This window comes from Corallincola holothuriorum (genome assembly GCF_003336225.1).
Lineage (GTDB): Bacteria > Pseudomonadota > Gammaproteobacteria > Enterobacterales > Neiellaceae > Corallincola > Corallincola holothuriorum.
Window position 1 is genome coordinate 83,442 of sequence record NZ_QPID01000011.1, and the last position, 25,463, is coordinate 108,904.

General features: G+C 49.7%; 23 protein-coding genes and 1 riboswitch. Of the genes, 18 read left to right on the plus strand and 5 right to left on the minus strand.

The genetic code is table 11. The features are described 5' to 3' along the window. From urtE to DU002_RS16320, 13 genes are all read left to right on the plus strand, one after another. Nucleotides 1-696 carry an urea ABC transporter ATP-binding subunit UrtE gene (urtE, locus tag DU002_RS16260; protein WP_114339493.1) on the plus strand — a complete coding sequence of 232 codons (696 nt, stop codon included), beginning with the start codon at nucleotides 1-3 and terminating at the stop codon, nucleotides 694-696. After that, the gene (locus DU002_RS16265) at nucleotides 693-1,616 is read left to right on the plus strand and encodes an urease accessory protein UreD (protein ID WP_233496522.1); all 924 of its coding nucleotides are present in this window, start codon (nucleotides 693-695) and stop codon (nucleotides 1,614-1,616) included. The genes urtE and DU002_RS16265 overlap by 4 nt, the downstream gene beginning before the upstream one ends. Before the next feature lie 60 nt (nucleotides 1,617-1,676). Continuing rightward, on the plus strand, nucleotides 1,677-1,979 hold the full coding sequence (locus DU002_RS16270; protein WP_114339494.1) for an urease subunit gamma: 303 nt from the start codon (nucleotides 1,677-1,679) through the stop codon (nucleotides 1,977-1,979). A 34-nt stretch (nucleotides 1,980-2,013) separates the two neighbouring features. Continuing rightward, the gene (locus tag DU002_RS16275) at nucleotides 2,014-2,319 is read left to right on the plus strand and encodes an urease subunit beta (RefSeq protein WP_114339577.1); all 306 of its coding nucleotides are present in this window, start codon (nucleotides 2,014-2,016) and stop codon (nucleotides 2,317-2,319) included. A 51-nt stretch (nucleotides 2,320-2,370) separates the two neighbouring features. Next, nucleotides 2,371-4,077 (plus strand): urease subunit alpha, encoded by a 1,707-nt coding sequence (ureC, locus tag DU002_RS16280; RefSeq protein ID WP_114339495.1) that lies wholly within the window; start codon nucleotides 2,371-2,373, stop codon nucleotides 4,075-4,077. A 37-nt stretch (nucleotides 4,078-4,114) separates the two neighbouring features. Beyond that, a complete protein-coding gene (gene ureE / locus DU002_RS16285) occupies nucleotides 4,115-4,651 on the plus strand; it encodes an urease accessory protein UreE (protein ID WP_114339496.1) in 537 nt (178 codons plus the stop codon). Next, on the plus strand, nucleotides 4,651-5,328 hold the full coding sequence (locus DU002_RS16290) for an urease accessory protein UreF (protein ID WP_114339497.1): 678 nt from the start codon (nucleotides 4,651-4,653) through the stop codon (nucleotides 5,326-5,328). Before ureE ends, DU002_RS16290 begins: the two co-directional genes overlap by 1 nt. 1 nt (nucleotide 5,329) lies before the next feature. Beyond that, nucleotides 5,330-5,989, plus strand: coding sequence for an urease accessory protein UreG (gene ureG / locus DU002_RS16295; protein WP_114339498.1), 660 nt, complete (start codon nucleotides 5,330-5,332; stop codon nucleotides 5,987-5,989). Then, nucleotides 5,986-6,582, plus strand: coding sequence for a HupE/UreJ family protein (locus DU002_RS16300; RefSeq protein ID WP_114339499.1), 597 nt, complete (start codon nucleotides 5,986-5,988; stop codon nucleotides 6,580-6,582). The genes ureG and DU002_RS16300 overlap by 4 nt, the downstream gene beginning before the upstream one ends. A 241-nt stretch (nucleotides 6,583-6,823) precedes the next feature. Beyond that, nucleotides 6,824-7,369 (plus strand): PEP-CTERM sorting domain-containing protein, encoded by a 546-nt coding sequence (locus tag DU002_RS16305; RefSeq protein WP_114339500.1) that lies wholly within the window; start codon nucleotides 6,824-6,826, stop codon nucleotides 7,367-7,369. A 268-nt stretch (nucleotides 7,370-7,637) separates the two neighbouring features. Beyond that, nucleotides 7,638-11,618 carry a response regulator gene (locus tag DU002_RS16310; protein ID WP_114339501.1) on the plus strand — a complete coding sequence of 1,327 codons (3,981 nt, stop codon included), beginning with the start codon at nucleotides 7,638-7,640 and terminating at the stop codon, nucleotides 11,616-11,618. A 138-nt stretch (nucleotides 11,619-11,756) separates the two neighbouring features. Beyond that, the gene (locus DU002_RS16315) at nucleotides 11,757-12,455 is read left to right on the plus strand and encodes an endonuclease (RefSeq protein WP_114339502.1); all 699 of its coding nucleotides are present in this window, start codon (nucleotides 11,757-11,759) and stop codon (nucleotides 12,453-12,455) included. A 172-nt stretch (nucleotides 12,456-12,627) separates the two neighbouring features. After that, on the plus strand, nucleotides 12,628-14,217 hold the full coding sequence (locus DU002_RS16320; protein ID WP_158538097.1) for a putative bifunctional diguanylate cyclase/phosphodiesterase: 1,590 nt from the start codon (nucleotides 12,628-12,630) through the stop codon (nucleotides 14,215-14,217). A gap of 19 nt (nucleotides 14,218-14,236) precedes the next feature. Here DU002_RS16320 and DU002_RS16325 read toward each other — a convergent pair whose 3' ends face one another. Beyond that, complete coding sequence (locus tag DU002_RS16325) at nucleotides 14,237-14,632, minus strand: hypothetical protein (protein WP_114339504.1); 396 nt, start codon at nucleotides 14,630-14,632, stop codon at nucleotides 14,237-14,239. Between the two features lie 245 nt (nucleotides 14,633-14,877). Here DU002_RS16325 and DU002_RS16330 point away from each other — a divergent pair, with 245 nt between their 5' ends. The 4 genes from DU002_RS16330 to DU002_RS16345 all read left to right on the plus strand — a co-directional run bounded on the left by DU002_RS16330 (nucleotide 14,878) and on the right by DU002_RS16345 (nucleotide 19,828). Then, on the plus strand, nucleotides 14,878-16,785 hold the full coding sequence (locus DU002_RS16330) for a sensor domain-containing diguanylate cyclase (RefSeq protein WP_114339505.1): 1,908 nt from the start codon (nucleotides 14,878-14,880) through the stop codon (nucleotides 16,783-16,785). Between the two features lie 209 nt (nucleotides 16,786-16,994). Next, a complete protein-coding gene (locus DU002_RS16335) occupies nucleotides 16,995-18,599 on the plus strand; it encodes an ABC-F family ATPase (RefSeq protein ID WP_114339506.1) in 1,605 nt (534 codons plus the stop codon). Between the two features lie 205 nt (nucleotides 18,600-18,804). Continuing rightward, the gene (locus DU002_RS16340; RefSeq protein ID WP_158538099.1) at nucleotides 18,805-19,467 is read left to right on the plus strand and encodes a class I SAM-dependent methyltransferase; all 663 of its coding nucleotides are present in this window, start codon (nucleotides 18,805-18,807) and stop codon (nucleotides 19,465-19,467) included. 118 nt (nucleotides 19,468-19,585) lie between these two features. Continuing rightward, nucleotides 19,586-19,828 (plus strand): YdcH family protein, encoded by a 243-nt coding sequence (locus DU002_RS16345; RefSeq protein ID WP_114339508.1) that lies wholly within the window; start codon nucleotides 19,586-19,588, stop codon nucleotides 19,826-19,828. A 128-nt stretch (nucleotides 19,829-19,956) separates the two neighbouring features. On the opposite strand, the gene DU002_RS16350 is transcribed toward DU002_RS16345, so the two are convergent. Continuing rightward, nucleotides 19,957-20,166: a cold-shock protein gene (locus DU002_RS16350; protein ID WP_114339509.1), complete on the minus strand. Its 210-nt coding sequence runs from the start codon at nucleotides 20,164-20,166 to the stop codon at nucleotides 19,957-19,959. Between the two features lie 721 nt (nucleotides 20,167-20,887). Between DU002_RS16350 and DU002_RS16355 the strand changes: the two genes are divergently transcribed. Further along, entirely contained in the window at nucleotides 20,888-21,325 is a 438-nt protein-coding gene (locus tag DU002_RS16355) for a TonB family protein (protein ID WP_114339510.1), read from the plus strand. Between the two features lie 111 nt (nucleotides 21,326-21,436). Here the strand turns inward: DU002_RS16355 and DU002_RS16360 are convergent, their stop codons facing one another. The 3 genes from DU002_RS16360 to DU002_RS16370 form a co-directional block, all read right to left on the minus strand. After that, nucleotides 21,437-22,057 carry a thioredoxin family protein gene (locus DU002_RS16360; RefSeq protein WP_114339511.1) on the minus strand — a complete coding sequence of 207 codons (621 nt, stop codon included), beginning with the start codon at nucleotides 22,055-22,057 and terminating at the stop codon, nucleotides 21,437-21,439. Between the two features lie 4 nt (nucleotides 22,058-22,061). Next, nucleotides 22,062-24,194, minus strand: a complete 2,133-nt coding sequence (locus DU002_RS16365) for a protein-disulfide reductase DsbD family protein (protein ID WP_114339512.1) — start codon at nucleotides 24,192-24,194, stop codon at nucleotides 22,062-22,064. A gap of 313 nt (nucleotides 24,195-24,507) precedes the next feature. After that, complete coding sequence (locus tag DU002_RS16370) at nucleotides 24,508-24,948, minus strand: cyclic nucleotide-binding domain-containing protein (protein WP_114339513.1); 441 nt, start codon at nucleotides 24,946-24,948, stop codon at nucleotides 24,508-24,510. A 349-nt stretch (nucleotides 24,949-25,297) separates the two neighbouring features. Beyond that, nucleotides 25,298-25,396: riboswitch (guanidine-I (ykkC/yxkD leader) on the plus strand. Nucleotides 25,397-25,463: the final 67 nt, after the last annotated feature.

Below are 25,463 nucleotides of genomic sequence, written 5' to 3' on the forward strand. Positions count from 1 at the left end.
ATGCTGAGTATTAAAGGACTCAATCAGTATTACGGCCAAAGCCATACTTTGTGGGATCTTGACCTGGAAGTGGTGGAGGGCGCCTGCACCTGTTTAATGGGGCGCAATGGCGTCGGCAAAACTACTTTGCTGCAATGCATCATGGGGCTGTTGCCGGTGAAGTCCGGCAGTATTGAATTTAACGGTGCGCCGATTGAGAAGCTCATTAGTGAAAAACGAGCGCCCATGGGGATCGGTTACGTCCCGCAAGGCAGGCAGATATTCCCACTGCTAACGGTGGAAGAAAATCTGCAGGTAGGCTTGCCCGCCCGTCCGGATCGTAGCAACAAAATTCCTGAGTTTATTTTCGAACTGTTTCCCGTTTTAGCTGAGATGATGAATCGTCGTGGTGGCGATCTCTCCGGAGGGCAACAGCAACAGTTGGCCATTGGTCGTGCCTTGGCGATCGACCCCAAGCTGCTGATCCTCGATGAACCCACCGAAGGGATCCAGCCTAATGTGGTGGCTGAGATCGGTGACATTATCCGTCGCTTAAACGAAGAGATCGGCCTGACCGTCTTGCTGGTGGAACAGAAGCTACCGTTCGCTCGCAAAGTGGCGGATAACTTCTGCATTCTTGATCGTGGTCGGCAAGTGGCGACGGGCGAGATGACGGCGTTGGATGACACCTTAATCAAAAGGTACCTGACCGTATGAGTGAGCGCCCTTTGCCCTCTGAGCTGGATACGTCAATGTTGCTGCCTGAAGAGGGGGCAGCGGCGGTGACGACACAGTTAACTTTTGGCTCGCAGCGGCATTGGGCGGCGTCGTTAGCGCTAGGGTTTGACGCACCGGTGGGTAAGACCCGCATGCATAAGATGGATTTTTATGGGCCGTTAAGAGTGCAGCGGCCGTTTTATCCGGAAGGGGATGTGTGCCATGTGTATCTGCTGCACCCGCCGGGTGGTTTGGTCTCTGGGGATGATCTGTCTATTCAGATCGAATGTGGTGATAACGCCCACGCGCTGTTAACGACGCCATCGGCCGGAAAGATCTACCACGCCGATAGCTGCGATGTGATCCAGAAGCAGCAGGTGAACCTGTGTATCGATAATGCCCGCTGTGAGTGGTTGCCTATGGAAACCTTGGTGTTTGATGGTGCCCATGGCGTGTTAGACACCTGCATTAACCTTCACGGCAACGCAAAGTTTATTGGGATGGACGTGATCTGTTTAGGCCGACCCGCCTCAGACCTGCCATTTTCCCAAGGCAAAATCGAGCAACGACTGTCTCTTTATCACGATGGCCGTCCCTTGCTACTGGAGCGACAGAAATTAGCAGGTAACGATCCGCTGATGCTTGCGATGCCTGCATTTCAAGGGGCAACGGTCTCCGGCACCTTGGTCGCTTACGGCACTGATGCTAGAGAAACGCTCGTTGAGCAATTACGCGCGGCACTGCCTGAACGCGAGGGCAGTGACTGGTTTAGTGTGACTGAGCGGTTGGATCTGATCATTGTGCGTTACTTGGGACATGACAGCGAGCAAGCACAGCGCGGATTGCGCTTAGCGTGGCAGATCTTGCGGCCTGAGGTGATTGGGCTGCCGCCCTGTCCGCCTAGGATCTGGGCCACTTAGGTCGAGTGTTGACGCCATTAAATTGATAGTAAAAAGAACAATATAGGTAATGAGGTAGCCATGGAACTGTCACCCAGAGAGAAAGATAAGCTGCTGCTGTTTTCTGCAGCCATGCTGGCAGAGCGCCGGTTAGCACGGGGGTTGAAACTGAATTATCCGGAAGCGATTGCGCTGATCTCATTTGAAGTGATGGAAGGGGCGCGAGATGGACGCAGTGTGGCAGAGCTGATGAGCAGTGGTCGTCATATCCTGACGCGCGAGCAAGTGATGGATGGCATCGCTGAGATGATCCATGACGTTCAGGTGGAAGCCACCTTTCCAGATGGTACCAAGCTGGTGACCATCCATGAGCCGATCCAGTAAGGAGTGAGTCATGAGTCAATCCGTTAGCGGCAAAATGATCCCGGGTGAATATCAACTGAGTGACCAGCCTATCCAGCTGAATGTTGGTCGCAAGACCGTTCAGCTTAAGGTAGTGAATCATGGGGATCGTCCGGTACAGATCGGATCCCACTATCACTTTTATGAAGCCAACCCAGCCCTTGAGTTTGATCGTGAGGCGGCAAAAGGGATGCGTTTGAATATCGCCGCAGGCACAGCAGTGCGTTTTGAGCCAGGGCAGACCCGCACCATTGAGCTGGTTGATATTGCTGGTAAACGAGAGATTTATGGCTTTCGTGGTGATGTGATGGGAGCGCTGTGAAGATGAAGAGATATGCATTGCAGAGGCAAACGGCAGCAAAAGGAGTCGGTCATGAGTGAGATCTCTCGTCAGGCTTACGTCGATATGTATGGCCCCACGGTTGGTGATCGCGTGCGTTTGGCTGATACCGACCTGTTTATTCAAGTAGAAAAAGATTTCACCGTGTACGGCGATGAAGTGAAATTTGGTGGCGGTAAGGTGATCCGTGACGGCATGGGCCAGGGGCAGCTGTGCCGTGATCAGGTGATGGACTTGGTGATCACCAATGCGTTGATCCTTGACCATTGGGGCATCGTTAAAGCCGATGTGGGTGTTAAGGATGGTTGTATTGCCGCCATTGGTAAGGCGGGTAATGCCGATACTCAGGAAGGCGTGACTATTCATATCGGTGCCAGCACCGAAGTGATTGCGGGTGAGGGGCAGATCCTCACCGCAGGCGCGATTGACGCCCATATTCATTTTATCTGTCCGCAACAGATCGAAGAAGCGATGATGTCGGGCACCACCACCATGATTGGTGGCGGCACTGGCCCAGCGACCGGCACCAATGCCACCACCTGCACACCGGGGGCCTGGAACATCGCCCGCATGTTGCAAAGTACCGATGACTTTCCGATGAATTTTGGTTTTCTAGGCAAGGGTAACGCCAGCTTGCCAGAGCCATTAGCTGAGCAGATAGAAGCGGGCGTATGTGGCTTAAAACTGCATGAAGATTGGGGCACCACACCGGCGGCTATCGACAACTGTTTAAGTGTCGCAGAGCAGTATGATGTGCAGGTGGCTATCCATACTGACACGCTGAATGAGTCGGGCTTTGTCGAAGATACGTTGGCTGCATTTAAAGATCGTACCATCCACACTTATCACACCGAAGGTGCCGGTGGCGGCCATGCGCCGGATATTATCCGTGCCTGTAGTCAGCAAAATGTGCTGCCTTCATCAACCAATCCGACCCGGCCATACACGGTGAATACCGTCGATGAACACCTGGATATGTTGATGGTGTGCCACCATCTGGATCCAAATATTCCAGAAGATGTGGCCTTTGCCGATTCCCGTATTCGTAAAGAGACCATCGCCGCCGAAGATATTCTGCATGACATGGGCGTGTTTTCGATGATCGCATCGGATTCGCAAGCGATGGGCCGTATCGGCGAGGTGATCTGTCGGACCTGGCAGACCGCCCATAAGATGCGCCAGCAACGCGGTTTGTTGCCTGAAGATGAAGCGATTGGCTGTGACAATTTCCGTGCCCGTCGCTATATCGCTAAATACACCATTAACCCGGCGTTGGCCCACGGTATTGCCGATCACGTCGGTTCCATTGAAGTGGGGAAAATGGCGGATCTGGTGCTGTGGAAACCGATGTTTTTTGGCATTAAACCGGCCTTGATTTTGAAGTCAGGCTTTATTGCTGCCGCCCCAATGGGGGATCCCAATGCATCCATTCCGACGCCACAGCCGGTGCATTATCGCTATATGTTTGGCGGCCATGGCAGCGCTGCGGCGAAAACCTCAGTGACTTTTGTCAGTCAGCATGCTGCTGATAACGGTTTAGCTGAGCAGTTAGGCTTGAAACGCCAGTTACTGCCAGTATCGGGAACCCGAACGGTCACCAAAGCCGATATGAAGTTGAACAATGCCTGCCCGAAAGTCGAGGTCGATCCACAAAATTATGAAGTACGCGCCGACGGCGTGCTGCTGACCTGTGAGCCAGCGGCAGAACTGCCATTGGCACAGCGCTACTGTTTGTTTTAGAAGACGGCCTGTTTTAAAGAAGGTTTTGGAGAGAGATATGTTGAGAATTATCGCCAAGCATAGTCATCCGGTGGGCGAGTTATTTGATCAATTGACGCTGCCTTTCTCATTGCGCCAGAAAGGACGTTTCCGTGCCAGCTCTGATGCTGGTCATGACGTGGGTGTGTTTCTGCCCCGTGGTGAGGTGTTGATGGAAGGCGACTACTTGGTGACTGAGTGTGGCAAATGTTTCGCCGTGAAAGCGGAAGCGGAACAGGTGGTGGTTGCCAGAACGGATTGTTGGCACACCTTTGCCCGTGCCTGTTATCACTTGGGTAATCGCCATGTACCGCTGCAAGTGGGTGAGCGTTGGATCCGCTTTCAACCTGACCATGTCTTGGAGCAGATGGTTGAGTTGCTGGGACTGAACGTGACCGCAGAAAAAGCCGGTTTTACGCCAGAAAATGGCGCGTATGCCCAGGGGCTGGGAGGGCACTCCCATGGTCATGGCCATTCCCACGATGATGATCATAGCCACGACTATAGCCATGAACATCCGGCAGAAACACTGCCAGTGACAGGTCATAGCCACTGATGGCCAGCGCAAACCTGCTGTCGTTACTGCATCTCAGCAGTCCTAGTTTGCCGATCGGTGCGTTTGCCTACAGTCAAGGGCTGGAGTCAGCGGTAGAACTGGGCTGGGTGAAGGATCCTGATAGCCTGCAACAATGGCTGGAGCAGATGATGACCCACGGTCTATCCCATGTGGATATACCTCTGCTGAAGCGCTTGTATATCAGCTGGCAACAGCAGGATCTTAATGCCGTTAGCTACTGGCAGGATGTAGTGATGGCCAATCGAGAAAGCGCTGAACTGCTGAAAGAGGAAACGCAGTTAGGCACTACCTTCTCCCGTTTGATCCATAGCTTGGAGCTGGCACCCGAGGGGGGCTTTGCGATACCGGGGGAGCGACTGCCCGGTTACCTGTCGATGTATGCCTATGCCGCGCAGAAGTTGCAGATCCCTTTGGCTGATGCCTTAGCTGGCTGGCTGTGGAGCTGGCTGGAGAATCAAGTGGTGGTGGCATGTAAAACGGTGCCATTGGGGCAGACGGCAGCGCAGAAGATCCTTTTAAAGTTGCACGGCGCGATCCAAACCTGTGTCAGTGACGGGGAGGCGGTCGCAGATGACGAGATCGGCATGACCCTGCCGGCCTTTGCCATGGTCAGCGCCTGGCACGAACAACAATATTCACGATTATTTAGGAGTTGATATGAGCCAACAATGTTTACGAGTCGGCGTCGGTGGCCCAGTCGGTTCTGGAAAAACCGCGCTGTTGCGCCAACTGTGTAAGGCGATGCGGCAGCACTATGACTTAGCTGTTGTGACCAACGATATCTACACCAAAGAGGATGCCGAGTTTCTGTTACGCCATGAAGCGCTGGAAGCCGATCGCATTCTGGGTGTGGAAACGGGCGGTTGTCCCCACACTGCCATTCGTGAAGACGCGTCTATGAATCTGGCCGCCATTGATGAGTTACTGGTGCGTCATCCGAAGTTGGAATTCGTACTGGTGGAAAGTGGTGGCGATAACCTCAGCGCCACGTTTAGCCCGGAGTTGTCAGATCTAACCTTGTACGTGATTGACGTCTGCGCTGGTGACAAGATCCCCCGTAAAGGAGGCCCCGGTATTACTAAGTCTGATCTGCTGATTATCAACAAAACCGATCTCGCCCCCATGGTGAACGCGTCTTTGGATGTAATGGATCGCGATGCGAAAAAAATGCGTGGCGAACGGCCGTTTGTGTTTACCAACTTAATGCGCGGTGACGGTGTGCAAACCATCATAGATTTTATTATTGAGCAGGGCATGTTGACCCCAAAACCGGTGACAGTGGCCGAAATTAGTGCTGAAGAAGGAGAGTGTGTATGAAAAGTTTAATCACAAAATATGGTGCGTCTGCCGCAGTGCTATTGTCGGTTTTCTCTTCCGCTCAGGTATTTGCCCATGCGGGGCATGAGCATGTCGCCCACGGCGCGGGTGCAGAATTCAGTGCTGGTTTAATGCACACCATCACCGGCTGGGATCATTTGATCGCGATGGTAGGTTTTGGTCTCTTAATCGCTACGTTTGTCGGCTCTCAGCGTGTTGGCGCGCTGGTGATGTCCGGCGTGGCGCTGCTATCAGGCTTAGTGGCTGGTAGCCTTGTTTCCGGTATGTTGGCATCGGCATCATTGTTCGAACAATTGGTCTTGGCGTCAGTATTCGCGCTACCTGTGTTGGCGTTGGTGAGTTGGCGGCAAGCTAAATTTCAACTGTTAGTGTTGTCCGCTATCGTGTTGTTTAGTGCTTGTCATGGCGTGGTGCAGGGGATTGAAGCGCAAATGGTTAGTGCTGGCTTGATGTTTAATCTGGGTTTGCTGGTATCAAGTATGTTGCTGCTTTCGTTATCTGCATGGGCCGCGGTTGTGCTCCGCTCTCTCTCGAATGCAGAAGCTGATGAACAGAAGCAATTTACAAATTGATCCCCAATAGGGGGAAGCAGTGCTTTTGACACGAGAGAATAAAAAGCTGATCTAAACGGTCAGCTTTTTTGTGTATATAACAATCAAATTAGTGTCGAGATAGTTGTCATTCTATCCGCAGGTTTTAGAGATGGAGGTCCCATCATTTTGAGTATTATAGCTTTTTAATGATTGGCTCGTTTTTTGCTGACTATATGGTTCATTATTCTTATAAAGAAATACAAAGCTGGGAGTAGAAGTAATGAAGTTAGCTAAAATATTTGGTGTATTGGCATTAAGTGCGGCAGCACACTCGGCGCAGGCTGATGTTATTTGGGATTGGTCTTTTGGTGGCGAAGCCGGCCAATTTGTTACTGACGGTGTCGCTGCAGGCGCAGGTACATTTACCTTGATCGACTTTACCGTCACTAGCAGTGCCGCAGGCGGTACCTTGGGTAGTCTGGTGGGCGGAGATTATCAAGATGGCCAGTTCAGTACGCTACTGGACTACTCTTTTGATTATGATGGTGCAGCTGTTACTACTTGGAATCATTCGGGTGCTAATACCTTTGATTGGTGGACCTTCGATAGTCTTTCTTCAAATATCAGCTATTTCTTTGGTTGGGATTCAGGGAATATCAATGATGCTGGCAAGGCTGCTTGGTGGACGAGTAATATTGTTGGTAATCACGGTGTGTCGGATGTCACCGTGACGGCCGCTCAATCTGCTGTTCCTGCCCCAGCTGCGCTGACTTTGATGGGATTGGCTGTGGCAGGTTTTGCTGCGGCACGTCGTTACAACAAATAACGTTGCGTTGGCTTAGTTAAATATAAAGGCGGAGACAGTTCTCCGCTTTTTGCTTTTTATGGGATAGAAATCAAAAAAACCTGCCGGGGATCAGGCCATTGCTTTGAATCGCTCCTGATAGTCGATAAATCCCTTTGTTGATCAAATCTTTGCCTCATCAAGATGGCATTCGCTGAAATTCGCGCTATTTATTATTACTAGTAAATCAAACACTTTACGGACATCTTGCGCATAGCTACCAGTTAAAAGCGGGTGATAAGGGGAAACCATGGATTCGATCGTCACCGAAGGCGTGGCTTGGCAGGCGACTTTGTCCTACCTGCTTATCGCCGTTGGGTTGGCTACCGTTGTGCTTTTTATACTGGCTCACCGTTACCTGTTGCGCTTATCTATTCGGCAGAATCTGCTCGTCGTTTTTCTTAGTTTCTCTTTTCTGACTATCACCGCAGGCATGCTGGTCGGCTTGTTGCTCGCTGGTATCGAGGAACACAAACTGGTTGAAGCTCGGAAGTACTCGTCTCTGGCGTTAGCGTTGGAGGTAAAACAATCTTCAGATGATTTAACCAGAATGGCGCGTCTTTATGCGGTGACTGGTGACTCGATTTATCGCGACTATTTTCAGGAGATCATAGAGATCCGTGATGGTAAAAAGCCCCACCCGCAAGGGTTTCAGCAATCCTATTGGGATCAGGTGATCGCCGGTACGCTCAGCCAAAACCAAGATGGCGAAACCTACAGTATTGAGCAAAGAATGGAGGCTTTGGGATTTTCTTTGCAAGAGACTGAAAAACTTGAACAAGCTAAATCTGATTCGGATCGACTCATCGCCATCGAATCAAGGGCGATGAATGCTGCTGTTGGTCTGTTTTTCTATGATGATGGTAAAGAGATGATGCAGGGGGAGCCCGATCTTGAGCTGGCGCGGCAGCTGGTTCATGGCCAAGCATATAACGAAGCCAAAGCTCAGATCATGCGTCGTATCGATGAGTTTTTCTTTCTGGTAGGTAAACGTACGGCCTATGAGTTGCAGCAGATAAATGCCAACAATACGCGGATTGTATGGTTCATCGGGATATTAATTGTTTGCTGTATCGGGCTCTGTATCAGTGCATTTTTCACCCTGAAAAGTAGGGTGGTGAAGCCGCTGACTCAACTTGCGCTAGGTAGCTCGGCGATCAAGCTGGGGGATTACAGTAAGCGCATTGAAGTCAGTAACAGGGATGAAATTGGTACCGTGGCCAACATCTATAATGCCATGGCTGAGAGCATTGAAATCCGCACTCTGGAGCTGAAGAAGCTGGAGCAAGCGATCAAGTACAGTCCCTTAAGTATTGTGATCACCGACAGTCATGGGGTGATTGAATATGTTAACCCTAACTTCACTAAATTAACCGGTTACAGTCCGGAAGAGGCGATCGGTCAAACGCCTCAACTATTAAAAAGTGGTCAAACATCGAAAGCACTGTATCAAACCATGTGGCAGACCATCGCTGAGGGTCAGGTATGGCATGGTGAACTTGTTAATAAGAAGAAAGGGGGAGAGCTATTTTGGGCATCGTTGGCGATCGCGCCTGTGGTTAACGACGCTCAGGAGATAACCCACTTTGTTGCGACGACTGATGATATCAGTCAGGAGAAAGAGACCGCACTGACCCTGGAAGAGAACCGGCTGCTGCTAAAAGGGATCCTGGATTATTCACCTGCGGTGGTAAACATCAAAGGGCTTGATGGTCGTTATCTGCTGGTCAATCCCGGCTGGTGTGAGGCGACGGGTATCAGTGAAGAGCAAGCGATCAACCATTCACCTTATGACTATTTGCCGAAAGAGGTCGTTGGACCGCTGTTAGCCCATGACAAGGAGGTAATACGCAAGGGAGACGATGTCGCTTTTGAAGAGGAGTTTCCCCATCCCGACGGTACTAAGCATATCTACTTTTCCTATCGCTTTCCGATCCGCAATAGTGAGGGAGAGGTCTTTGCGTTAGGCAGTATCTCTACCGATATTACTGAACTGACCAAGGCGAGAGAGGTGGCTGAAGCTGCGACTAAAGCTAAGTCGGATTTCTTGGCCAATATGTCCCATGAGATCCGCACACCGATGAACGCCATTATTGGTATGTCCCATCTGGCGCTACAAACGGAGCTGAACGTTAAACAGCGCAACTATGTTGAGAAGGTACATCGCTCGGCGGAAGCATTACTTGGCATCATCAATGACATCCTCGATTTCTCAAAAATTGAAGCGGGTAAGATGTCATTGGAAGCTATCGATTTCCAGCTCGAAGATGTGTTGGATACGTTGGCTAACTTAGTGGGGCTGCGCATTGAAGATAAGGGCTTAGAGCTGCTGTTTGATATTCCGGCTGAGATGCCCACGGCGCTGATCGGCGATCCGCTGCGGCTGGGGCAGATATTGGTCAATCTAGGTAACAATGCCGTGAAGTTCACCGAGCACGGAGAGGTGGTGATCTGCGCAGAGTTGCTCAATGAAACCGATGATGAGGTAGAGATTAAGTTTACCGTACGTGATACCGGTATCGGTATGTCGCAGGAGCAGCAACAACGCCTGTTTAAATCTTTTAGTCAGGCAGACAGCTCCACTACGCGCAAATTTGGCGGTACCGGTTTGGGCTTGGCTATCTCTAAAAATCTCACCGAACTGATGCAGGGTGATATCTGGGTTGAAAGCGAGCAGGGCGAGGGCAGCCGTTTTATCTTTACCGCTCGTTTTGGCAAGCAGAGCGAAGCGACGACCGGCAGAGAGCGTGCGCAAACAGTGCTGGGTGATACCCGGGTCTTGGTGGTTGATGACAACGGCTCTGCGCGCCATATTCTTTGCAACATGTTGTCTAGTTTTGGTCTTCGTAATGAAGCGGTCAGCTCTGGCGCCGCGTCGTTGCAAGCGTTGAAAGAGGCGCCAGCCGACGATCCTTTCCACGTGGTGATCATGGACTGGAAGATGCCTGGCATGGATGGTTTTGCTGCGATAGCGGCCATTCAGAACGAGCTGATGCTGACGATACAGCCGCGCATTATTATGGCGACAGCGTATGGCCGTGATGAAGCTCGGGAGCATGCCGACACCACGCATATCAGTAGCGTGATGAGCAAGCCGGTTACCCCATCCTCGCTGCTGGATGCCATTATGGTTGCTATCGGCAAAGAGGTGATTAAAGAGAGCCGCACGGGTTCCCGCCAAGAGGAACTGGAAGCTGCGTTATCAGTATTGCGCGGTGCGCATATCTTGTTGGTTGAAGACAATGAGATGAATCAGGAGTTGGCAGTGGAGTTGTTGCTCTCTAATGGTTTGTCAGTAGAGGTGGCCGATGATGGTCAACAAGCGTTAGATAAACTGGCAAAAGGTCAATTTGACGGCGTATTGATGGATTGTCAGATGCCTGTCATGGATGGCTATGCGGCGACGCGTAAATTGCGTGAAAACTCCGCGTGGAAGGATTTGCCGGTACTTGCTATGACAGCTAATGCGATGGCAGGAGACCGTGAAAAAGTATTGGCCGCGGGGATGAATGATCATATCGCGAAGCCTATCAACGTCCGCGAGATGTTTGCCATCATGGCGAAATGGATCAAACCCTCAGCAAACATCGCTCCGTTGACTGACACGCCTAAGGCGGTTGCTGCACCGGTATCCGCAGAGTTGCCTGACTTTCCCGGTATCGATAAACAAGCTGGGTTGGCTGTGACTCAGGGAAATCAGCAGCTGTATCTGAAACTGCTGAATAAATTTCTTAGTGGCCAACAAGGGTTTGAGCAACAGTTCCTGCTCGCCCGACAAGACAGTGACGCTGATGCACCAGAGCGTACTGCTCATACCTTGAAAGGTACGGCGGCCAGTATTGGCGCGTTGGCGGTGGCAGAGCAGGCGCGGCTGTTAGAGCAGGCCTGTCAGGAGCAGCAAAGTGATGAGATCGTCGCTGAGTTGCTTGCTGCCGTGATAGTGGAGTTGGCGCCAGTGATCGCTGGTTTGAGCTTGCACTTGGTTAAGCCTGAGACAGAGGTGGCGGTCAGCGAACCGTTAGATATGGCGCAGCTTACCCCACTGATCGCGCAGATGCGGATATTGTTGGATGAGTGCAATACCGATGCCGCTGAACTGTTGACGGCAGTGGAACGCGTGCCAGGAATTGCTGCGCATAAGGGGGCGTTAGAAAGGCTTAGTCAGGCGATATCAGATTACGAATTTGATGACGCTATCGAGGCGCTTGCTATGTTGGAAGAGCAACCTTGATCTTCCTTGCCCGTTAGTGGAGGGAGCATGCTAGGATAGCTGCAGGGCTGGAGCCCCTGCGTGTCACTGCTACTTGAGTGACCAAGAATTTAAGGGACACTGTCTGTTGATGTGGTTGTAAACGCGAAGAGGTTGTTCTTGTTGTATCGTGTGCTGTTTTTTGTGTTGTTTTCTCTGTTTTTATCCGTTCAAGCTCTGGCCGATGAGTACAGTTTTTCTCAGGCGAAACGCCAATTAAAGTCCCTCTATGCTGGCCAGCTAGAACCTACTTCCTTTTATTGTGGCTGTCGTTTTCAAACGCAGGGTAAGAAGCTCATTCCAGATCTCGCCAGCTGCGGCTATCAAGTGCGTAAAGAGAAGAAGCGCGCTAGCCGTATCGAGTGGGAGCATGTCGTGCCAGCGTGGGAATATGGTCATCAAAAGCAATGTTGGCAAAATGGTGGTCGTAAAAATTGTGGTAAGCGCAGTACTGCGTTTAAGGCGTTTGAAGGGGATATGCATAACCTGGTGCCCGCCATTGGCGAAGTTAATGGCAACCGCAGTAATTTCCGCTTTGGGATGGTCACCTCATCAAAATATGGCAGCTATGGCCAATGCCCGATGAAGGTCGATTTTAAGCAGCGGGTTGCTGAGCCGCCACAACGCGCGCGAGGCTGGATCGCGCGTATCTACTTTTATATGGCTGACAAGCATGGGGTAAAGCTCAGCAGTAAGCAGCGTAAGCTATTTCAAGCCTGGGATAAGCAGTTTCCCCCTACAGACAGTGAATGTCAGCATCAACAGGCTGTGGCGGCGTTACAGGGAGATATAAACCGGTATACGGCAGATAAATGTTAGGTGTTAGCCCGATTTAGGGCGGTGGGACTCTTTTAGCTGGTTGTCGGTCGGGCAAGCCACATTTCCTGGCAGCGCGTTTGATCTTCTGCAGGGTTTACCTGTTAGTTTTTCTACTGTGTTGAAAATACGCGCTAAAATTAAGCAAAAGATGGTTCCAAGCGAAGGGAGTCGGATGCCTAAACGCGCTCAACAACTGAGCCAAACCCACACCTCTAAACGATTACGCAGAGCGGCTCGATTTGAGCTCGCCATCGGTGTCGTTGTCGTTGTTGCCCTGACTTTTACAACGACCTATTTTGAATTCGAATTGGTAGAGGCGTTGTATGAATTTACCCGAGCGCATGAGTCCTGGGACCTCGATGAGCTCCTACTGGCACTGCTGTGGATCGGTATGGTTGCTGTTGTCTATGGCGTTCGCCGGATGGCTGATATTAAGCGTTTGAATCGCGAAATATCCATTAATGCTTATTACGATCCCATCACTGATTTACCCAATCGTGCGTTAGCCATTGAGCGCTTGAACCAGATGCTTTCCAGCGCTAAACGCCGTCAGCATTCTGTGGGTGTCTTGTTTCTTGATTTCGATAATTTCAAAGTGGTGAATGATACCTATGGTCACGCGCAAGGCGATATGCTGATCAAAAGCGTGGGGGATCGTTTGCTATCGCAAATGCGTCAAGAGGATACGGTAGCTAGGTTAGGTGGTGATGAATTTGTGATACTACTCGACTTGAGTGACTCTGATTTCAACATCCTGCATACCGTCAGGCGGATCATTGATTCACAACAGATCCCTCACACTATTGCAGAGCATGAAATCATGCTCAATTATAGTATTGGCATAGCGGTATATCCGGAGGATGGCGATGCCCCTGATGCATTGCTAAGAGCTGCGGATGCCGCCATGTATAAGGCCAAGGATGAGGGCAAAGGTCAGTTTCATCTCTATTCTGACGATATTGGTGAAGCGCTAGAGCAGCGCTATCGTTTGGAGAGTGGCTTAAAGCAAGCGATTGTCGCTAACGAGTTCTATTTGGTGTTTCAGCCCCAAGTGGATCTGAAAACAGGGGAAGTGATTGGCTTTGAAGCGTTATTACGCTGGTTGCATGACGATGAACTAATCCCGCCAGGGGTCTTTATTGAGGTGGCAGAAGAGACCCGTTTAATTGAAACGATTGGACACTGGGTATTAGATCGCGCGATACAAGAAGCTAAGCCCTGGCTTATCGGTGACAGAGTCATCGCAGTTAATATCTCGCCTAAACAACTGCAACGCAGTGACTTTGTTCGCTCTGTGCAGATAGCGATCGAACAGCACGGCATAAAGCCAACCAGCCTGGAACTTGAAATTACCGAGACCGCGTTACTCACGGACTTTGAGAACAGTGCGCAAAAACTTGCTGCACTGCAGGAGATGGGCGTCAAAATCGCCATTGACGATTTTGGTACGGGATACTCATCCCTTGGCCGGCTTAAAGACCTGCATGTTGACAAGCTGAAGATTGATCGAAGTTTCGTGGTTAGTTCAGATGCACGGAATACCAACCAGAAGATTATTCAGGCGACACTCTCATTAGCTGAAAATTTGGGGTTGCGAGTGATCGCCGAAGGCGTTGAAACACAAGCGCAAGTAGAGATGCTGCAACAGATGCATTGCCATCAAATGCAAGGGTACTATTTCGCTAAACCTGTGCCTGCAGCGGAAATAAGTGGTCTGGATTGCTTTGCGGAAAAACAATCTATTGCACCACTTAGCCAATAGATTGATTGCCTGCTAACTATCACCACCAGCCTTTTTTATTGATACATATATCAAGTTGCTGTGAAGGGTAGTGCTGACACAGCTTCCACTCCTCAGAGTGTTCGAGTTGGATGACTAGATCACTAAACTCCAGTTCGGGTTGAATATCTGCATGTTCAGTGATGTATATACCGTCCGCTATTCGGGGCATGCTGTAGTTGGTTAACGGCTTATTGTCCTGGGAAATGACCACATAGAACTGTGGTTTCAACGCCAAGTGGTAGGCGACTACAGCCAATAACGCGGCAAGCCCCAACATAAACAGCGGCGGGCTAAAATAGCCGCCTAGGCGAACCCCCAGCAAAGCGGCCAACCCTATTAGAGTCACTCCGCCAGCAATCCCCGATAGCACTGCAATAATGATCTCTAGCCACATAGTGATTTGTAAACGCCTCCGTTTCAGTGACACCCTTGATGGCCGAAAATATGAGTGTTGTAGCCCTTCGGATGGAGCAGCTTTTATAGCTTACCACCGCCTTGCTGTTAAACATTCAATCTTGGTAAATTCGCTAGCTATCACAGATTCAACTTTTGTTACTTAGTTGTACTAACTTGGTTAAGTTTTAGCTAAACTTCTTAATACCATACAGAATGTAGGTATATATACGTGGGAGTTTATCAATGCCAACACCATTTCAGCCTAGAGATAATCTACCCACCAGTAGTAAAAAAAGTTACGTTATTCTCTCCCTGTGCTTTGTTGCGTTCGGTGCCGCGATCGCCATTTTGACCTCACTTATCAATTACCAATTACAGTTTTCAAATATTGATGAAGAGGTGCAGCGTCGATTCGTTATTGAAAGAAAAAATAAGGTAGAAGATCTGAGCCAAACGGTGCAATCGTTGGAAGTGATTGTCCGAGCGTTAGCTGAAAATCAATTGACCCAAGCATTCATCGACAACCCCAACAGTGCAACCCGTACCGCGGCGAAACATCTTTTTCTTGCCTCTGCCCACTCTCACCGTGGCTTTATGCAGGTACGGTTTATTGATGCCAATGGTTTTGAACGTATTCGCGTTGACCGAAGCAAAGATGGCCAGCGGGTGGACGTTGTTGCTGATGAGAAAATGCAAAACAAGCGTAATCGTTATTATTTTACCGAAACGGCTCAGCTGCCTGCTCGTCAGTTTTGGCACTCGAAACTAGATCTGAATGTGGAGAATGGCGAGATAGAGCGACCCGTTCGGCCCACCTATCGTGTATCCACTCCGATTTTTTCCAATAACCAGTTCGCTGGTATGGTGATCATTAACGCTGAGGCTGAGCAGATGCTCAGTCAGCTGGTCTATTCCAATGATTTCGATATTTTTCTTATTGATGGTGACGGTGAGATCCTGTTTCATCGCGATGCTGCGCTGGCCTGGAGCCGTTATCTGCCGGGAAAAGAATCTTTCAAGCGGGTGATGCCTGATGTCGCTGCTGAGATTTTGGTCAGTCCTAACGCTGCAGTCGGGAATGTACAGAGCTTTAGTATCGATGAGTACTACCGCAGTGGAGAGCGCTTGCAGGTGGTGATGATACCCAAACTTGAGGCTGTAGAGCAGTTGCAAAGCGGGAACATGACGGCGGCGACCGTGATCGCAGCCATCGTGGTATTAATTTCGTTCCCACTGTCATGGCTTGCGGCCATGTTTCCTGCGCGTTTGCAGTCAGAGTTACGCAGTGCGCTTGATGCTCTGCACCGAACCAACGAAGTGTTAGATCGCTACGTTATCAGTTCGACGACCAATACAGATGGTGTTATCACCAATGTCAGCTCGGCATTTAGTGAAAAGTGTGGCTATGCCTTGTGGGAACTTGAGGGAAAGAGCCATAACGTCGTACGTCATCCGGAAACGCCCGTAAGCCTGTATCAAGATCTTTGGGGTACCATCCGTTCCGGCAAAACCTGGCGGGGCGAACTGCATAATCGGAAGAAGTCAGGAGAAGATTTCTGGATCGACAGTGTCATTAGTCCAGAGTATGACGCCGACGGCCAGCTAACGGGGTATACCCAGATATCTCAGGATATTAATGACCGAAAAGCGATTGAAAAGCTGTTGGTGACCGACGTCCTCACGCAGGTGCACAATCGCCGTAAATTGGATGAAGTGTTAGCGACTGAGATGGAGCGCTTTAAGCGCTATCAGCAGACTTTCTCAGTGATTATCCTCGACCTGGATCATTTTAAACAGGTTAATGACAATTTTGGTCATCAGGCGGGAGATGCCGTGTTAACCCGTGTCGCTGAACTGATGAAGGAGACAGTCCGTAAGGCTGATTGTGTTGGGCGCTGGGGTGGCGAAGAGTTTATGGTGGTCAGTGCCGGGACGACCTTGAATGGGGCTGCTAGCCTTGCTGAAAAGTTGCGGCAACAATTACTCAGCCTAAGCTTCGATTATCCGATAAAAGTGACTGCTAGCTTCGGCGTCGCCCAGTGTCAGGTTGGTGAGGCACTCAATCAACTCATAAAGCGCGCAGATCAGGCGCTATACCATGCCAAAGAAACCGGTAGAAACAGGGTCGTTTCTGCGCAGGAAGATAGCTGATGCTTCAGGAGTAAGTGCGCCGATAGTGCACTTACTTGGCTCCATCACCTGGTTCTGCCGTTAACGACTAAGCTTAAAAACGTCTATTTAGCATACAATCTTATTCGACATAGCCGTCGCAAATCTCTATAGTGCGCACCCTCTCGCAGCACACTTCTCGCAATTTTGTGCGTTATGCCCGATACCGCCTTCTATCAAGGATATTCCTTTTGATCACCACCGCTAACATCACCATGCAGTTTGGTGCTGAGCCTCTGTTTGAAAATATCTCCGCCAAGTTTGGCAATGGCAATCGCTACGGCCTGATTGGCGCCAATGGTTGCGGTAAATCGACTTTCATGAAGATCCTAAGCGGTGAGTTAACCGCTACCTCGGGCAATGTTTCGATAACGCCAGGACTCACAGTCGGTACGCTTAGCCAGGATCAATTCGCCTTTGAAGAGTACAGCGTAGTGGATGCGGTGATCATGGGCGATGTGGCTTTATGGAAAGTGAAACAGGCGCGTGATGCCATCTATAGCAAGCTCGAAATGAGTGAAGAAGATGGCATGGCGGTGGCAGAGTTGGAGACCCAGTTTGCTGAAATGGATGGCTATACCGCAGAAAGCCGGGTGGGTGAGATCCTGTTGCAAGCCGGGATTGAGGAGGAGCTGCATTTTGGCTTGATGAGTCAGATCGCACCAGGCCGCAAGTTGCGCGTTTTACTGGCGCAGTCACTGTTCGCTAATCCTGATCTGTTGTTGCTGGATGAACCAACCAATAACCTGGATATTCATACCATCAACTGGTTAGCTACCGTGCTGAATCAGCGTAAGTGCACCATGATCATTATTTCCCACGATCGCCACTTCCTGAACTCAGTCTGTACTCACATGGCTGATATTGATTATGGAGAGTTGCGCATCTATCCGGGTAACTACGAAGCATTTACCGCGGCTTCTAGTTTGATCCGCGAGCAATTGCATGCGTCGAACGCAAAGAAGAGTGCCGAGCTGGAGGAGTTGCAACAGTTCGTTAATCGTTTCTCTGCGAACGCATCCAAAGCCAAACAGGCGAGTTCTCGGGCTAAAAAGATGGATAAAATTCAGTTGGATGAAGTGAAATCATCCAGTCGTGTTTCACCATCGCTGCAGTTTAAGCAGCATAAGAAATTGCATCGTCAGGCATTGGTGCTGGAAAACTTCGGTCACGGTTTTGAGCAGCAAGCGTTGTTCAATAACGGCGATGTGATTCTGGAAGCTGGGGCGCGTTTGGCGATTATCGGTGAGAATGGCGCCGGTAAAACCACGTTCTTACGTTGCCTTGTTGATGAGCTGCAAGCCAATGTCGGCGAAATTAAGTGGTCAGAAAACGCCGTTATTGGCTACTGCCCGCAAGACAGCAGCGCCGATTTTGACAACGATTTAACACTGTTTGAGTGGATGTCGCAGTGGCGTACGCCGAAACATGATGACTTAATGGTGCGGGGCATGCTAGGGCGCTTATTGTTCACTGCCGATGATGCCAACAAGAAAGCACGTGTTTGCTCCGGTGGTGAGAAGAACCGCCTGCTATTTGGCAAACTGATGATGATGGACACCAATGTCTTGATCATGGACGAGCCAACCAACCACCTGGATATGGAAGCGATTGAAGCTTTGAATTCGGCGTTAGCTGGTTATGAAGGCACACTGATCTTTGTTAGCCATGACCGTGAATTTGTTTCGTCACTGGCAACGCGGGTGATCGAGATTAAAGATCAGCAGGTGATCGATTTCCAGGGCAGCTACAACGAGTATTTAGCCAGTCAGCAACAAGCACTGAAAGTAGCCTGAGACCTATGATGGCGGCCACCGCTTTTGCCAGGTAGCAAAGTGGTGGTAGCGCTTTTCAGATAACAAGATGTCTATTTGCTCGCTTATATGGGATGGTAGCACTCATACCTGTCTAGATAGCGGTCAATATGTTGTCTCTCCTCCGTTTTGCCAGCCAAGGGATAGGTCAGGATCTTACGGTTATTCGACGCTTATTAAGCCGTCGATGAGTAATCTCCTGTGGAAAGAGAAGTGGAAGCGTAACGACATAGGCTTTCACCAAGCGGTTAGCCATCATTTACTGCGCCGCTTTTTATCCCAGCTGAACCTGCCCGCGAATGAAAAGATCCTGGTGCCGTTATGCGGCAAAAGCCATGACATGGATCTGCTCGCCGATCTCGGCTATCGAGTGATGGGCGTCGAATTGAGCAGGATCGCCATCAAGGCCTACTTCGAATCCCGGCAGGTGAAACCCAGCCGCGAGAAAAGAGGACGCTTTATTATCTGGCGTGCGAGCAATATTGAGATCTGGTGTGGCGATGTTTTTGATCTGACCGCTAATGATTTGCATGGCATTCGCACGCTTTATGATTGCACATCGCTGACGGCGTTTGCCGCCGAGCTGCGCCCCCGTTATATCGAACACTTTCAACAAACCTTAGCGCAACCCACTCAGATACTGCTGATGACAACAGAATCAGCAGATGAAGCGGTGAGCAATTCTGCCTTAATGGTAGATGCAGAGATAGCAGCGCTATACCAAGCGCATTACCAAGTGGAGCTGCTGTATGGCCAACATAGTCTGCTCTATGATCCTGAAGATCCGTCAGCGCCGAAAAGTATGATGGATGAGAAGGTCTACCTGATGAGTAGCCACACCTCTGGTTAGGTGATTTCGGTTGAGCAATCGATCGATGCTCTAACCCACGGGTTAATCACCCGATAGCTGCTACATTTACTAACTCTCATAAATCAGATTTCGTCGTTGACGAAAGAAAGGGGTGTGTATGTTGGGTGAAAGCCATTCTCTCGGTCATGATTTTCCTAAATACCAAGATCTCATAGCAAAACTTATTGAAAGTGATGAATCTTTTGCGAAAGAGAATAAGAATTACAACGCCTTAGATAAAAAGATACGGGTACTCGAACTGAATGGTGCGCCGATTGATGACCTGGCGATGCAACAACTTAAACATGAAAGAGCGGAGATGAAAGACCAGCTATACCAGCGTCTGGTTGCAGCAGAGTAGCTGCCAGCGCATTATTTTATCAGCAGATGCCATAGCTCTTCCGCGAGCGGCGCAGTATCAATTCTGTTTTAAAGACAAAAAAAAGGACAAGCCGTGAGGCGTGTCCTTTTTTGTAACTGAGAGGCAGCTTATACAGCTACGATGTTCTCAGCCTGTGGGCCTTTAGGGCCTTGAGTTACGATGAACTCTACTTGTTGGCCTTCAGCTAAGGTTTTGAAACCTGTGCTAGCGATAGCGCTGAAATGAGCGAATACGTCTGGACCATCTTTCTGCTCGATGAAACCGAAACCTTTAGCTTCGTTAAACCACTTTACGGTACCGCTTACTGTGTTAGACATAATAACATCCTGATATTTAAATATATTTGCGCCTATGGAAAGGCAATTTTAGCGAGAAAATAGACTGATACTTAGATACTACAGGGCGAGGAATTACGAATAAAACAACGTCATGGAGAATGTAAACAATAGGCTTTCTTTCGAGCTGCGTGCATAGTACAGAGACTGGATCTTAAAGTACAGCTGTTTATTTGACCAATTCCTACGTGCTCTCTATGCAAGGAAGGCAGCTCCATTCACTTGGCTTGTACTGAGCTTCTATCTCTATAGGGCAATACACCAACAAGCCGCACCTGCAGAACATGTTGGCGCATTGCCTAACGTCTTAGGCTAGTACTTCACTTAACCTACCTATAGACCTCATAACTGTTTAGTCTGGTTACGACAAATTGTGCCGTTTATTAACTCCGCTTCCACGCACTCATGCCTTTTAGTTTCTAGGCGAAAATCCTATTAAAGATCTTATTTCTTAATTGGCACAGTGGGCACATTTACCTATAACCATGGGCGCTCAGAAAAATCGATGTATGAACAAACTTCTGAAGTGGAGGTGGCTTAAGTTGCTGTTTGTAAGGTGTTTTTTTTGTGGTTTTTACGATGTGTCGACACCTATCGCTTCGTCGCTTATCCATATTTCGGAGAGTTGTGCGAGCTATTAAATTAGCGTTAAATAGAACCGCTCTCAAAAAGACTGCTAGGTAAGCAATACAAGGAATGTAATATGAAAAAGTTAATTATGACTGTCGCTGTACTATTTCTCTCTGCTACTGGTTGTGTATCTGAACCCCAGCTTGTGCAGAACGAGAACCGTTGTGAAGGGTTTGAAGCTACACCCGCATATCAGTTGGAAGGCGCTGCAAGGAAGAGTGTTGTGCCTGTAAGCCGTGTTTCCCCACAATACCCAGGGCGCAATGGAAAACCTGGGAAGCCAGGTTTTGCAAAAGTGATCTTAGACGTCAATGCGGAGGGGGAGCCAATCAATATTCAAATTGTCGAATCTTGGCCGAATGCACGTTATGGAAAAGCGACGATGCGAGCGATAAAGCAGTGGAAGTATCAGCCGCTTATCCTAGACGATAAAGCAGTCGTTAGCCTGTGCCATCAGGTGACGATGAACTTTGAAAAGAAGCCTGAGGAGGGCGTCGCCAAAACCAGCTGATTGTTAAGTGAATAAACGGTCAGTGCAACATTGATATTGGGGCGATTCGATAAAGCTTTCACCAGCGATTCGTGTAACGGTACATGCTGGTGAAAGGCTTCAAAAGGTTACCTAGTACTTCACTGAACAGCCGTAGGGCTTGGTGAGTGGTTGCGCTACTGCTTTGCCTTGGCTGAGATCAGCCATCGCCAGCTGCAGGTAGTTGTCTGCTTTTGGAATATCGGCAGGATCGGCTGATTTGATGCTGTCGATGGCACCCATGTATGCCAGTTTACCTTGTGGTGTGATCACATAGATATGCGGCGTGGTTTTTGCGCCGTAAGCTTTGCCTACGTCACCACTGCTGTCTAAGAGCACGTGGGTTGGGTGGGCATCGCGACTCTTGGTTAACGCCATCGCTTCAGTGGCTGAAACGTTACCCTGCTTGCCGGGTGCCGACGAGATTATCGATAGCCATACCACATCTTCGCCAGTGTATTGCTTCTGCAGAGCCTGCATGTTGCCACTGCCGTAATGCTTTTTCACGAAGGGACAATCATGATTGGTCCATTCCAGGATCACGTATTTTCCTTGGTAGTCCGATAGCTTCACAGTATCGCCGCTGGCACTTGGTAGTGAAAAATCCGGTGCGGCCTGCCCAGGTTTAGCGGCAGCGAATGCCAACGAACTGCTCACTAAGGTAGCTATCATCAGGGCGTATTTGCAAAAGCGCGCGAGGGTGATTTTCAACATGTGATTACTCCACTGGTGGTTGTCGGTTTGGTTTCACTTGTACCGCTTGGTTTAACGAATCGATCAAAAGTGTCGGGGTTAGCAGCTGTGGTAACACCTGACTGTTACCCTGCTTATCGTAAAGTACATAAAGGGGGACGCCTGCATGCTGAAATTGATCCAGGTATTGGGTGATATTGGCATCTCTATGGGTCCAGTCACCGACCAGGTAAGCGATACCCAGCTGGTTAAACGCTTCTTTTACTTTGCTATCAGCAAAGGTTATCCGTTCATTTACCTTGCAGGTTAAACACCAATCAGCGGTCATATTGACCAGCACCGCTTGGTTTGATGACAAGCTGTCGCTAAGCCGTTCCGCGCTATAGGCTTGTTCGGGCAGGGCTTGTTCTGATTGCGTTGCCGATAGAGTGAATTGATAGCTAATGCCAGCAGCGAGAAGCAACCCTAGACTCACAACAAAGGTACGGTGCAACTGGCGACGGCGCATCCACACCAACATAGCCACAATCACCCACAGCAGTAGGGTCGCTATCACCGCCAATATTTGATGGTTACTGAGTAGCCAGAGCAACCACACTGATGTCAGCAATAGCGGAAAGGCCATCGCTTGCTTAAAGGTTTCCAGCCAAGGCCCCGGCTTGGGTAACATCGCTGCCAGTCGCGGTAACATGCTGATCGCCCACAAAGGCAGGGCAAGGCCAAAGCCCAATGCCAGCATGATTAGGATCATCTCAATGGCGGGCAAGGTCAACGCCGTACCGATGGCGGGTGCCATCAACGGCGTCATGCAGGGACTGGCGACCACCACGGCCAACACGCCAGAAAGAAACGATGCTTGATGGCCGCCACGGCTGATCTGCGCTTGGCCGACTGACATAAAACGTGCGCCCAGTTCAAACACGCCAAACAGCGCCAGTGCCATGGCGAGCATCAAGGACGCCAGTACCGCCAAAAACCAGGGATCTTGCAACTGAAAGCCCCAGCCGATCTGTTGTCCTGAGTATTTCAGTAGCAGCAGTAAGCCACTGAGTAGCAGGAGCGATGCTTGGATCCCTCCGAGATAGAGCCAACCATGCAAGCGGGCTTCGCGTTTCTCTTTGCCCCTTAACTTCATCAGGCTGACCGCCTTAATCGCCAGTACTGGGAAAACACAGGGCATCAGGTTAAGCAGTAAGCCACCGATCAGTGCCATCAGCATCAGGATCAGCAGTGAATGTGCGCCGTTCTGTGCAGATCCTGCGGTTGCGGTAACGGCTGTGTCCGAGGGGGCTGGCCAATCTCCAGCGGTTGCGCTGAACCGCAGGCGCTTATTATCCGGTGTGATCAATAACCAAGCGGTTTGTTTGGGAAGGGTAGTGAAGTAATCGTTTAGCGCCAGACTGGCCACCAGCATGTCGCCCTGTTGCTGCCAACGAGGCAATGCCGAAGCTTGAACTAAGGACTCTTGTTCGACAAACAGATCGCTGCCAGCCAGCATGGTCAATGATAAATCTGCTGATGCTTGCTGCAACGCGCTGCTGGTAATCGCCAGCTGCAGCGTCCGTTGTTCAGCCTCTGCGGAGAGCACTCTGGTGTGTGCCGTCAGTGACAAGGGGGTTGCTGTTTGGCTTCTGGCTTGGCTAAAGGCTGCGGCAAACTCGGTTGGCAGCGGAATATTGCCGTCTGGTTTTGCCAGCGTCATCTGGAGCGTCGCATTGCCGGGAATACAGCTCTCTTTGCACACTAGCCAGCTCACGTCAGCGTGGATATTGATCTCACGACTCTCTGCGCTGGGCTCGCCGGTCAGTGGCACCAACAGTAGGGTTTCTTCTTCAAAACCTAGGTTAATGATCCCCGCCGCTTCAATCCGCTCAGGCGTTGGCCAAACAATATCACCCGCCTCAACGCCGTCTGGTAACGTCCAATTGATCCGTGTCGGTAAACCCGACTCTCCGGGGTTAACCCAGTAGGTATGCCAATGGTGCTCAGGCCGCAAGACCACCGCCACCCAGTTGGGGGTATCCTGCTGCCAATGACTGAATTCACTGACCAGCTGGACTTCGATATGGGGATGTTGTTGTGGTTCTGAGGCGGCATGAGCACTGCTTAATGCCAACGCGTTGATAACAACAACGAATAGGAACAACCATCTGCTCATCTGTTAGGTACTCTCATTAATCATCTCTATGGGCAATCTGTTGCAGTGCTCAGTGTAGCGCTGACCACTTACCGCTGACTATACGATCCAGACCGATAAAGCGTTCATTTTGTTTCAAGGACGAAACAGTGAACTTGAGAGCACTAGAATGATAGAGGTGCATATGTTTTGGAGATGGAATAAGCCGATCTCCGCGGGCGCATTAAACACTACAGGTTGAGGGCTACTGCATGGTAACTGGGAGAACGATGGTTTTACGTAGAAAATCATCACTTATGTCGCTGCCGCAGAGGGGGCTAGCCACATAATCTATTCATTTATTTATCACTCTTAGTATCGTTTCAGCACAAAGCATGGAGATGTTTTTGTACAAGGCTAAGGCGATAGCAGGTTCATTTTTTTCAAAGAAAGCAATATGTTCAAATTGCAACGATAGCATTTTTACTGGTTCAAGCACGCGGGCTTTGACCCCCGGGCTGCGTTTGAAAAGTAAACCAAATATACCGACAAAATAGGATTGGTAAGATTCCATCACCAATGATTCCGCTGCGCCTCGCTCTTGCCGGTAATAACCGACTTTACCCGCGAGAATGAGGCTTAGCCTGTCAAAGCAAACACCATCTGAAATCAATATCTCACCTGCTGGTATCTCTTCAATTACCGCGTATTTTGCCAACACAACATGTTGCCGGTGGCTTAGGTCTTTGAAGACAGCCAATGAATGCAGCAGCTCTATCATTTCGTTTTGTGTCATCGTGACTTTGCCCGAGTTTCTGTTGGCTCGTTATGAAGTTAGAAAACGTTGCTATGTCAGAAGCATAGCCTAATATCTCGCGACAATAATCGGAGTGAAGCAGCAATTTATTTCGATGGTTGAGTATTGCTTTCTTAACTAGGTTGGACGATGCACTCTAATTGCCCAATCGCAGTGATGTAGATCTCGTTGGTTGCACCGTTTGGGGGCGGTGGTTTATATTTCTTGAACTCTATTTTATTTAATTGACTGTTTTATAAGTGCTTTATTGATTGGCACAGCATTTGTATTAGTATTTGCAGCAGAAGAGTTGATGGCGTTGTTTGCCTTTACTGTTCCGACAATTTGGAAAATAGTTGGCTAGGGTTCCGGCTTGCATCGCAAGTGTCTGGTCCGAGAGCGAACGACCTCTTTCGAGGTTACACGGCGGGATAAAAGCCCGGGAGGATGAACCGAAGGCAGTGATGCCGTCGTCACCTTCTGCGCAAATAAAAAACGCCAATACGAAAGGGGTA